Source organism: Lacticaseibacillus parakribbianus (genome assembly GCF_025490915.1).
Lineage (GTDB): Bacteria > Bacillota > Bacilli > Lactobacillales > Lactobacillaceae > Lacticaseibacillus > Lacticaseibacillus parakribbianus.
The window spans coordinates 1-10,231 of record NZ_JANQBA010000024.1; the positions used below are offsets into that span (position 1 = coordinate 1).

Annotated in this window: 11 protein-coding genes and 2 pseudogenes; 7 read left to right on the top strand and 6 right to left on the bottom strand. The window is 44.4% G+C overall.

The genetic code is table 11. From position 1 onward, the window contains the following. Window positions 1–249: 249 nt before the first annotated feature. From NUH19_RS12770 to NUH19_RS12780, 3 genes are all read right to left on the bottom strand, one after another. Window positions 250–444 carry a CsbD family protein gene (locus NUH19_RS12770; protein ID WP_225049362.1) on the bottom strand — a complete coding sequence of 65 codons (195 nt, stop codon included), beginning with the start codon at window positions 442–444 and terminating at the stop codon, window positions 250–252. Window positions 445–556: 112 nt separating this feature from the next. After that, window positions 557–1,498 carry a magnesium transporter CorA family protein gene (locus NUH19_RS12775; protein ID WP_225049363.1) on the bottom strand — a complete coding sequence of 314 codons (942 nt, stop codon included), beginning with the start codon at window positions 1,496–1,498 and terminating at the stop codon, window positions 557–559. A 278-nt stretch (window positions 1,499–1,776) separates the two neighbouring features. Further along, complete coding sequence (locus NUH19_RS12780; protein ID WP_225049364.1) at window positions 1,777–2,670, bottom strand: SDR family oxidoreductase; 894 nt, start codon at window positions 2,668–2,670, stop codon at window positions 1,777–1,779. A gap of 245 nt (window positions 2,671–2,915) precedes the next feature. Between NUH19_RS12780 and NUH19_RS12785 the strand changes: the two genes are divergently transcribed. From NUH19_RS12785 to NUH19_RS12815, 7 genes are all read left to right on the top strand, one after another. Beyond that, on the top strand, window positions 2,916–3,179 hold the full coding sequence (locus NUH19_RS12785) for a GlsB/YeaQ/YmgE family stress response membrane protein (protein WP_225049365.1): 264 nt from the start codon (window positions 2,916–2,918) through the stop codon (window positions 3,177–3,179). An 18-nt stretch (window positions 3,180–3,197) separates the two neighbouring features. After that, complete coding sequence (gene amaP / locus NUH19_RS12790; RefSeq protein WP_225049366.1) at window positions 3,198–3,740, top strand: alkaline shock response membrane anchor protein AmaP; 543 nt, start codon at window positions 3,198–3,200, stop codon at window positions 3,738–3,740. A 17-nt stretch (window positions 3,741–3,757) separates the two neighbouring features. After that, window positions 3,758–3,955, top strand: coding sequence for a hypothetical protein (locus NUH19_RS12795; RefSeq protein WP_225049367.1), 198 nt, complete (start codon window positions 3,758–3,760; stop codon window positions 3,953–3,955). Between the two features lie 17 nt (window positions 3,956–3,972). Beyond that, on the top strand, window positions 3,973–4,365 hold the full coding sequence (locus NUH19_RS12800; RefSeq protein WP_225049368.1) for an Asp23/Gls24 family envelope stress response protein: 393 nt from the start codon (window positions 3,973–3,975) through the stop codon (window positions 4,363–4,365). A gap of 26 nt (window positions 4,366–4,391) precedes the next feature. After that, the gene (locus NUH19_RS12805; protein ID WP_225049369.1) at window positions 4,392–4,916 is read left to right on the top strand and encodes an Asp23/Gls24 family envelope stress response protein; all 525 of its coding nucleotides are present in this window, start codon (window positions 4,392–4,394) and stop codon (window positions 4,914–4,916) included. A 499-nt stretch (window positions 4,917–5,415) separates the two neighbouring features. Continuing rightward, window positions 5,416–6,648, top strand: coding sequence for a hypothetical protein (locus NUH19_RS12810; RefSeq protein ID WP_225049370.1), 1,233 nt, complete (start codon window positions 5,416–5,418; stop codon window positions 6,646–6,648). 223 nt (window positions 6,649–6,871) lie between these two features. Continuing rightward, window positions 6,872–7,891 (top strand): IS30 family transposase, encoded by a 1,020-nt coding sequence (locus tag NUH19_RS12815; RefSeq protein WP_179394117.1) that lies wholly within the window; start codon window positions 6,872–6,874, stop codon window positions 7,889–7,891. A gap of 88 nt (window positions 7,892–7,979) precedes the next feature. On the opposite strand, the pseudogene NUH19_RS12820 reads toward NUH19_RS12815, so the two are convergent. The 3 genes and pseudogenes from NUH19_RS12820 to NUH19_RS12830 form a co-directional block, all read right to left on the bottom strand. Continuing rightward, window positions 7,980–8,765: pseudogene (locus NUH19_RS12820) on the bottom strand (ISL3 family transposase); the annotation flags it as partial. A 179-nt stretch (window positions 8,766–8,944) separates the two neighbouring features. After that, window positions 8,945–9,385, bottom strand: a complete 441-nt coding sequence (locus NUH19_RS12825; protein ID WP_225049395.1) for a hypothetical protein — start codon at window positions 9,383–9,385, stop codon at window positions 8,945–8,947. Next, window positions 9,378–10,109 (bottom strand): annotated as a pseudogene (locus NUH19_RS12830) (IS3 family transposase); the annotation flags it as partial. The pseudogene NUH19_RS12830 and the gene NUH19_RS12825, both read right to left, overlap by 8 nt. Window positions 10,110–10,231: the final 122 nt, after the last annotated feature.

A 10,231-nucleotide genomic window follows, 5' to 3' on the forward strand; every position in this document is an offset into this window, starting at 1 on the left:
AATTTGATCCGAACAATCTCAGGTTTCTCATCCATAAAATTACCTCACCAATTTAGATTTGATGAGGCAATCATACTGCCCGGCAAGGGGCAATCATATCCGGTCTGTTATTGGGTGCTTACGTTATTGGGTGCTTACAGTGAGTTGCATAATCTTGATAGCACAAAAGACACTCAGACAAAATCTGAGTGCCTTTTACATGATGCGCTAATAATCTGGAGGGTTATGATGCGAATCGAAGTAATTCAATTAATTGTGGTCGTCGATTAGGTCGTTAGCCTTACCAGCAACTTTTTGCTTAGCGTCTTCAGCTTTTGCTTCTGCTTCGCCTTTCAACTGTTTCGCTTTGCCTTTTGCTTCCATTTTGTCATCTTTTAGCAACTTACCGGTGGTTTCTTGGACCTTGCCAAGGGCTTTGTCCTTAGTTGATTTCAAGTCTGCCATCGCTGTCACCTCCCTATACTAAGAGTACAACATTACGGGCATGATATGCCAATTAAACGCTTGAGAAATAATATAGGCCGTTCTGCAAACGTGCAACTTCTCGAGTCATTTGCTACTTCGTGTAGTCTTTCTTGGCAAGATATAGGCCATAAACTATGGTGATTACCGTCATTATGCCAAGCACCACCCAAAAAGCAAAATGAGTTCGTTCACCTGGCAGGCTACCAACGTTCATGCCCCATATACCTGCAATCAAAGATGGGACAGCTAGTAATAATGCAGCAGTATTTAGATACTGCATTAAATGATTCAAGTTGTTGTTCATCATATCAGTAAAAAGACCACCGATCGTTTCGACTAAATCCACATAGATAGCCACTTGCTTTTCCGCATATTGTTGTTGGTGATCTATTTGTCTTTTGAGTCCTAGCTGGGGCATATCTTTTGCAAGCATACTCTCTGCCCAAAATTGTTTAAGTGATGTTTGAAGATTTTGTAATGCGTGTCGCAAGTAAACAAGATCTTTGGTTGTATCCGTAAGTTGATATAACGCTGCATTGCGAGCTGTCACTCGTGCTGCCTGGTCTAATTCCTCAATAATTTGCTTTTGACGTACAAGCTCATAATTGAAATGTATGAATAGCCTTAACAGGCCAAATAACACGAGGCTATCCATCTTGCTTGGATTGTTTTGATATTCTTGAATTAAGCGATCAATCAGATTTGAGCCCATAGGTACTTGCATAATTAGTAAATTGGGAGACTTGAGAAATGTTATTGGGTGTAACCGGCGTTCAATTTGATTATTAGTTTCCGGAGATAGATCCATTATAGTCAAACGCCACATCTTATCGAGACTATTTTCAGGCAAATATTCGAATCGCGTGACTGTTTCAGCACCGTAGGTATTATCAAAGACATCTGCTGGAAGCTTATATAGATCCACAAGCTGACTCTTTTCCGAAGCCGACGCGTTGTCTAGCACTAACCAGTTATAATCTCCTGCGTTAGTTTCACAAATATTCTCCGAAGTAATTTTAAAATATCTCAGCATATGCATTGCTCCTCGATTTAATCTTCATGTGTGAAGCCCTTATGAGTTGTTAAACGATTGGCTAAGTTGTTATGATTGAAATAGAGAGGAAGTGATACCAGATGATGCCATCCAAAGAGGATATTCGAAGTACACTCAATGCCGTTCCCAAAAGAACTTGGAAAATCGTTGGTGGTCTGCTTGCATTTGGCTTACTCATGCGTCTAGCTACCAGCGTCTCAACGAATCGGAACTAGAATATGTGTTGAGCCTGGGCCTAGTTGGCTTAGGCTATTTTATTATGGATTAATGGAGGCACCTCCTGTAACACCGTATATTTGGCCGGTAATGTAACTGGCATCGTTTGAGGCTAAGAGTACATACACTGGTGCGAGTTCAACGGGCATACCTGCACGTCCCATTAACGTATCTTTTCCAAAAGTGGCCAGTTTCTCTTGAGGTTGTCCATGATCAAGCTGTAACGGTGTCCAAATCGGTCCAGGCGCTACGCCATTAACTCTAACTCCGTCCTTGGCTAACAATTTTGCAAGCGCAATGGTCAGATTAGTGATCGCAGCTTTGGATGCGGCATAGTCTAACAGGCTGGGCGATGGATCAAAGCCTTGTATCGAAGTAGTGGTAATAATTGAACTTCCAGGCGTCAAGAAGGGGAGTGCGGCCTTAACAGAATCAAACATTGATAGAACGTTGACCATGAACGTATCCTGAACTTGATTCTGAGGGAGCTCTTTAATCGATTGATGCTGAATCTGTTGGGCTGCATTTAAAACTAGCGTATCAAGTCCACCCAGTTTTTCGATCGCAAGGCTTACGACTCGTTCGGCTGCGCCGTCATCTCTCAAGTCTGCCGGGATTAAGACTGCGTTTTGCTCCTCAGCTTCAATCAGGGTTGCTACTGCTCGGGCATCTTTTTCCTCGCCAGGGAAAAATTGAATTGCGACGTCAGCGCCTTCTCGTGCATAAGCGATTGCCACTGCTCTACCAATACCAGAATCACCGCCTGTGATCAAAGCACGACGATTCTTTAATCTACCGTATCCAGTATATGAAGTCTCACCACAATCAGGCGTGATCGTCATATTCTCTTGGAGTGCAGGTGTTTCTTGCTGCGGCTCATCAAATTTCCCAGTATGATAAAGTGTCCGCGGATCTTTCAAGTTCGATTTTGTCATGATTGGTTCCCCTTTCTTAGCTTACTTCAAGCATAACAAATTGCCCCCAGCCAACGCACGTCAGAGGATTTCGCATACCATCTCAGGCAAATGTTTGACATACTGTTCACCGATCCTTTATGCTTAATATAAGGGTATAGCGGTTACATCTTTTTGTGAGGCGAATCAAATGCAATTCAGTAACCGCAATATCTTTGCCGCTTAGTCCGCTACAGATGTTCAGTAACGAAAGGAGAGGCTTTAAAATGTTACATCTCATTTGGGTTCTTATAGTTGGTGCTGTAATCGGTGTGATCGGTCAACTGATCGTTGGTCGAGATATGCCAGGTGGCTGGATAGGCAATATTATTGCTGGTTTAGTCGGCGCGTGGGTCGGTAGCAGTTTGCTCGGTAATTGGGGACCAGTTGTTGGTGGCATGGCAATTCTGCCGTCAATTATTGGTGCAGTTGTCTTGGTCTTCGTGGTCTCCCTTGTGATCGGCGCAATGAGTAAAAGTCGCCGGTCATAATACAAAGGAGGTAGTAGCATGCGCCCAATTACCAAAGTAGTCTTGGGTTTTGTGGCGATCATTGGGATCTTGCAAGCACTACTAGTTGTGACGTTAGCATGGCCATTGAATCCGCTTGCGACATGGCTGGTTGTGACCGACCAATATCTGCGCTGGGGGTTACTCGGTCTAAGTGCAGTTGTCTTAGCAACCTTTATCGTGATGTTACTGGTTGCCATACTTCGGCAATCAACCAGCACACATCTTGTTGTTAAGTCAAAGCAAGGGAACCTTTCCCTATCGCGTCAAGCTGTTGCCAATGTCGTCGCTAAATCCGTTGCCAGCGAACATCCAGTCAAAAACGTTAGTGTCGACGTTAAAATGCTGAATCGTCAGCAAGCTGCCAAGGTGTCTGTTGAAGCCTTTAGCCTTAACAACACTGATTTGGCAGAAGAAGGTAAGCGTATCGAGGCCACTGCCAAGCAAAAAATGATGGAAACCCTTGGTATCGCAACTAAAGGGGTCCATGTGACCCTACATCCAGCGACAGCGACCCCAAGAAATGCTAACAGAGTACTTTGACTGTGAAGGAGGAGCCTATGCCACTTGGAATAAAAGGTGCACTGATTGGTGTGCTGCTGGCCGTGTCGATTTTACAGTGGGGGTTTTTAGGCCTCTTACTAATTGTTTTGTTGGCCGTTGCCGGTTTTGTGATTGAACGTTGGTTACTTTCGAATAAAGACGGGTTGCTTGCTTGGCTGCGACAAGGAGAGCAACGGTTGAAGAATAAATCATAGGTAGTGGAGGGAAACTGATGCAAACACCGACTGATCACTTAGAGACGTTGAAGGCTAATAGCCGCCTAACTTTTGATGACTATGTCATTCAAAAGATCGTCGGAATATGTGCCCAACAAATCGATGGTATCTTGGAAATGGATGGTAATGTTGTCGACAAGGTTTCTGAAACGCTAGGTCGCAACGAGCGGATCACCAAAGGCATCAAGGTAGATGTTGGTGAACAGCAAGTGGCGATCGATATGACGGCAGTTGTTGAGTATGACGTTGACACTCATAAAATTTATGATGCGCTGTGTGCGAAAGTTGTACAAGCTGTCAGCCACATGACTGGTCTACAAGTGATCGAACTCAACCTAGAGGTGAGTGACGTTTTGACTCGTCGTGAATGGCAAAAAGCAAATCGCTGATAACCCCTAAACTCAGGAGGCCCATAATGGATAATAAGAATATTAACGATCACATTGATCCAAAGCACACGCCAGGTAAGCCAGATACCAGTACTAAACCAGGGCCTGATAGCAAGTCAGATCCTGAAGTTGAGATCAAAAAAGAGCTTATGTTTGATGATAATGTGTTACAGAAAATCGTTGGTAAGACTGCTAGCGAAGTCGATGGGGTGATGGATCTATCCGGCAATATCATTTCGGATATGACTGATCGTTTTCGTAAAACAGATAACCTCAAAAAAGGTGTTTCAGTGGACATCGAAGACAATAAACGCGTTACCGTTGAGCTTGACGCGATCATGAAGTACGGGACTAAAGCCCCAGAAGTGTTCGATCAGGTCACTGATGCGATTTGTCAAAATGTCAAGGAAATGACTGGCATGGATGTCACAAGCATTAAATTGACTGTGAAAGATATGATGACGGACGAAGAAATTAAAGCTCAAAAGGACGCAGACGAAAGCACTGAAAAGAAAGAATCGCAGGATGATAAAGACCCGCAACCAGCTTAATTTCGGTGACATCATTTTAAAGAGAGGCAACTACGAATTGATCCTATTACAAAGTAGTTGCCTCTTTTGTCTACTTGGATATTTTCGTTGATAAGATGGCGATTCGGAGGTGAATTATGGGCAAAGGGTTCTTGTCGATACTGACTACAATTACGATAGCGATCACTAGCAGTAGCATATCAGCGGGGTGTTCACCATCAAGTCAGCAAGCTATAACCTCATCAGTAAGTGAAACACGGGATAAATCTCTAGAAGAAATGGTTGCCGACCATAGTCCTCTGGGACTGACAGCCGTACACGTTACCAAAATTAATACCAATTCATTGCCAGGCCCCGTCCAAGCAATGGGCGGGGTCAGGCTCCCGGTTAAAGCTATTACAGTTTTCCACACAGTCTCGGACACAGGATGCTTGGAATTATTATGCTGGTCTTAATCAGCTAGTTCATAGCGATGATCGTTTGCTATTGGTTTCGAATAGAAGCATGGGGAGAGAATGGTTTGAAAAATATCAAGACGGTATTTTTAAACAATAAACATGAGGACAAAGTGATGTCAACTAATCTTAAGTCAAGTATACGTAACGAGTTTCCAGTTAGAATTGGTATCGAAGTTGAAAAGCTTCGTATTGATAAACAAGGACAGGTTAGCCGCAAGTATTTTCCCGCCGAGATTGCTCCTGATCTTGACAGGTATATTGGTCGAGAATATTTTGAATCTCAAATTGAGTTTGCACTGCCGCCACAAATTGATGTGCAAGCAAATATTGAACTGGCAAATAAAGTTATCAATGCGGTAGGCGCACAGTTAGCCCCTGATGAGCAACTGTGGCCATACAGTTGTCCACCACCTCTGATTGATCGAGGACGACAGGAAATGATTTCAACAGTCCCCGAAGAAACTAATTGGTATCGTCAAAAACTTAGGGAAGTCTACGATATCCGGCGTATTATGAATTGTGGCGTACACTTAAATGTGAGTTTGAACGATGATGCGGTGGAGACTTTGTTAGCGACTACTGAATTTGACGACTCCAACGCTTTATATCTGCACGTTGCACAACAATTTATGGTATTTCAGTGGGCTTTCACTTATTTGTTTGGAGCCACCCCGATTTGCTATTCCGGTTATTTAGATAACCAGGAGTTGATACATCCAGTTCGAAGCGTGCGTCGCAGCGTCCTGGGCTTTCCATCTAGTATTAAAGGCGACTATCATAGTCTCGATGGCTATGTTAATAAGATTGAAGATGCTATTTCCGAAGGGGAAATATTACGGTCAAATCAGTACTATGAATCAGTTCGCTGCAAAAGTAATCTAGGAAAATCACCGAAATATCTCCTTACGGATGGTATTTCACATCTTGAAGTGCGAGCGTTTGATTTGAATCCAACAACTATTTCTGGTGTAACCGCACATCAGTTAAGACTGGTTGGTCTCTTGACAATCTTTTTTGCGACTTTGCCATCTCTTGGTAATCAGGCGTTTCAAAGAAAAATGGTCAATATGCGAAAACTTAACAATCTGGTCGCAGCAGAAGATCCTCGAAAAGATTCTATCTGTCGGGAGCGCGGTCTTATGTTGATGGGACAGCTAGACAGATTTTCACAGAGGTACAAAATCAATGATGCGTATCGTAAAAGTATTGAACATTTCGCGTGTTCGTTCATGGATAGTAAACAGTCTTTGGCGTATCAAACTTGGCAATTGTGTGTTGAAAAGAACGAAATATAACGTAAGTGGTGTATGGATGGTGTTGCTCTGTCAAGAACGGCGCCAGCCATACACCACTTACGTTTTAAAGAGTGCTACAAGAAATTTGTATTGTATCGAGGCCAATATTCGACCCTGATTTAAACTTGAAGTGCAACACCTAGCCAGTCTCGAATTGACTAGACCAAAAAGGCCATGATGACCTATTCTTATAAGCAACCAAGCAAGTAAGAAAGAAATCGTCATGACCCAAACTCAGCCTACCATGCCTCGCCACTACCGACAACTATCGCTTATTGAACGTGGCCAGATTGAGGCCCTCTATGTCACCGGGAACACCATTACTGCCATCGCTGAAGTACTTCATCGCAGTAAGTCTACGGTGAGCCGTGAAATCAGACGCGGAACCACTGATCAGATTCGTGGTCGTGGTGAACACTTCCAACGCTACTTTGCCGAAACTGGGGCTGCTGTGTATGCCAATCACCGTGCTCACTGCCGCCCGCAAACGCGCTTTGAACAGTGTCCTGACTTCTATGAACAGCTAGTCGTCGTACTTCGCCAGCGGCCTCGGATACATAGCGTTGATAGCTTCGTTCACGCGTATCGGCTCGATCATCCAGACGAGTTATGTCCTTCCACGCCGACGGTTTACCGCGATATCGATAAGGGTCTCCTAGCAGTACGCAACGGCGATCTGCCAATGAAGCCGCGGCGTCGAATCAAGAGCGATGCTCACAAGCACTCACGAACGAATAAGCGGGTCTATGGTCAGTCCATTGAAGAACGACCAGAGGAGGTCCAGGACCGTCAGATTATTGGCCATTGGGAGGGTGATCTGGTCAAAGGCACTCGCGTTGAGGACGAACCAGCACTGATGACAATGACGGAACGTGTCACCCACTTTGAGATCATCCTTAAGCTGCCAAACTACCACGCCGAGACCTGCTTACAGGGCCTTCAATCGATTCTTGATGACTATGGCGCTGAGCACTTCAAGACGGTCACCTTTGACAACGGCAGTGAGTTCTCAAAGCTCTCTGAAGTCACGGGTACCTCCGTTTTCTATGCTCACCCATACTCGCCCTGGGAGCGTGGGACCAACGAACGTGCTAATAGCTTGATTAGGGAGTTCATACCCAAAGGACGATCTTTGCATGACTACGACATCACAGATATCCAAAGCTTCCAAGACGCACTCAACCAGCGTCCAAGACGGTCCTTGGATTACCACTGTGCAGCAGAACTGATGCCAGATCTATAGCATCACCTAGACCAATTATTTGAATTGATCATCTAGTGTTGCACTTGAGTTGACAATCGGGGCAATTTTAAATCGCCATTTTCCTACATTTTATGACTGACATCGACATCTGATCCATTGCACGCCCGATGAGCTGAATAACGTGGAATCTGTCAATTACGATCTCAGCGTTTGGAAAGAGCTCGTGAGAAAAGTTCTGGTAGGCGGCGTTCATATCCATACAGATGTGTTTGACGCCGGCTCTTTGCTCGCTCGAATAGTGGCTCTTGAAGAAGTCCTTAATGGTCGCTGAGAGACGATCACCAAGCACTGTGACCCTTTTGTGAGTATCTGCGTCAATACAGATAAATGACATTGTGGAGTGAGTCGAACGGAACTCATCAAAACACAAATTTACTGGGAGGTAGTTGAGCGGATGCGGCTTGATATCATCGTCGATGATGCGCTCAATAGAAGTCGTCGAGATACCAGTAATAGAAGCTATCTGTTTCCCTGGTATAGCAAGTTTAGAGAGCTTGAGCGCATACTCCGAAATTCCGGTAGAGATCGCATGATTAGGCTTTACGACGGGCGTCGTGGCAGTGAGAGTTGACCGACAGTTACGACAACGCCAGCGCTGCTTATCCAACTCTAGGATTACCGGGCAATCAGTTGGGCCGTTGACGTGAATACGCGTACGGATGTGCCCATTGCGTCGCAATGCCGGCATGCCACAACTTGGACAGCGTTCTAGGAAATACGTCAGTTCTGCATGAACCACCTGATACTTCTTACGACCCTGGCCGTGACCGCGGATCTCATCACGTACATCACTGACCGTGATATTCGAATCTGTAATTCCAAGCAGCTTAAGAGTACTATTTAAGTCGGACATCTAGTCATACCTCGCTTTGTTTGGGTTTCGTCGCTTAAAGCATAGCACCGAGGAGACTAGGTGTTCTTTTGTTATACAAAGATGGATCTAGAATCTCTGGCGTTATTAGTATCAACACCAAAAATTCTAGATCCGATTTTTTTATCTCGGCGCTCTTTCTATTGAAGTGATTTGAATATTTATTGTGGCAATACTTCGCCGTCTTTATTAAGCTGCTTCTCAATACTGGTCAGCGACTTCCCCTCAGGAAAGTCCGCGTGGATTGAAAACCCGGTATCAACTGAGTCAATATCTAGCTCTTTATTCTTTAAGGTTAAATCATCGTATCCGATTAACTTGTACGTTTTTTTACCACCATTTATTGCTGTGGATTCATACAAGCCAGCGGCCGTAATGTTCATCGAGTCGGAAAAGTCGTTGTCGTTATGACTGGGGTTGTGCACGGGTACCATTTGTCCAACGGAAGTTTGACGACTCGATCGTGATTGGTATTCGTTGAACGAGCTTATTGGGGTGTAGGAGAATATATAAGCCTTGATAAGCTTTTTTGAAGAGTATTTTGACAAGCCGCTATTAAGGTGGGCGTGCGGACGTTTTTCTGGACTTTCAACCTCAGGCAACCATGTTCTGACGGTATTCTTGTGGGCTCTTTCCTCCTAAAACTTTTTTCTTCATTTAGTGTTATACCACTCAATATACTGGTTGAGTTCCTTGGTGAAATCGTCAATAGATTTTCCTAGCCAACTTCTGTTATAAAAGAATTCAGTTTTTAGGTGACCAAAGAAGCTCTCTGCTTGAGCATTATCTGGGGTTCTGGCTTTCTTCGACATAGAACGTGTGAAGCCAAATTCATCCATCAACTCAATCCACCCCGGCCACCTGTAATGAGCCCCTCGATCTGAATGTACAACAGGCTTCTCGTCAGGCGCAAGGGTCTCTGCCGCAGCGCTAAGCATTGTGTTAACCAGTTCGGCGTTAGGACTGGTGCCGATTGTCCAACTTGTGATTTGGCCGTCAAAGCAATCAATTAGCGGGGACAAGTATACCTTCCCAGCTTGGATAGAAAACTCCGTAATATCCGTAACGAGCTTCTGGTTGGGAGCCTCAGCTTGAAAGTCTCGATCAAGGATATTAATTAGGGACTGCCGGCGTGATTTCTCCTGCATACGAGCTATATTTGTGACACCGCGTAATGGTGACTTCCAGCTACTCCTCAGCCATTAATCGACGGATTACTTTCTCAGAAAGATGAATGCCTTCATCATCTAATTCCATCTTGATCCGGCGGTATCCGTAGCTCTCGTAATTTTGCTTAAAGATAACTTTTAAACGTGGACGGATGGCTGGTGTTACCCTCAAAAGTGAGACAGTGAATCTAGTATAATGACATCAAAGTATGATTACTGGAGGATCTGTTATGGCTAAGAAGTACAACCAAGATTTCAAAGACATGCTCATCGAACTAC

What these genes read in the sequence shown, in the direction of transcription:
- NUH19_RS12770 (WP_225049362.1), bottom strand. Translation starts at nt 444, where the DNA reads ATGGCAGACTTGAAATCAACTAAGGACAAAGCCCTTGGCAAGGTCCAA.
- NUH19_RS12775 (WP_225049363.1), bottom strand. Translation starts at nt 1,498, where the DNA reads ATGCTGAGATATTTTAAAATTACTTCGGAGAATATTTGTGAAACTAAC.
- NUH19_RS12780 (WP_225049364.1), bottom strand. Translation starts at nt 2,670, where the DNA reads ATGACAAAATCGAACTTGAAAGATCCGCGGACACTTTATCATACTGGG.
- NUH19_RS12785 (WP_225049365.1), top strand. Translation starts at nt 2,916, where the DNA reads ATGTTACATCTCATTTGGGTTCTTATAGTTGGTGCTGTAATCGGTGTG.
- amaP (WP_225049366.1), top strand. Translation starts at nt 3,198, where the DNA reads ATGCGCCCAATTACCAAAGTAGTCTTGGGTTTTGTGGCGATCATTGGG.
- NUH19_RS12795 (WP_225049367.1), top strand. Translation starts at nt 3,758, where the DNA reads ATGCCACTTGGAATAAAAGGTGCACTGATTGGTGTGCTGCTGGCCGTG.
- NUH19_RS12800 (WP_225049368.1), top strand. Translation starts at nt 3,973, where the DNA reads ATGCAAACACCGACTGATCACTTAGAGACGTTGAAGGCTAATAGCCGC.
- NUH19_RS12805 (WP_225049369.1), top strand. Translation starts at nt 4,392, where the DNA reads ATGGATAATAAGAATATTAACGATCACATTGATCCAAAGCACACGCCA.
- NUH19_RS12815 (WP_179394117.1), top strand. Translation starts at nt 6,872, where the DNA reads ATGACCCAAACTCAGCCTACCATGCCTCGCCACTACCGACAACTATCG.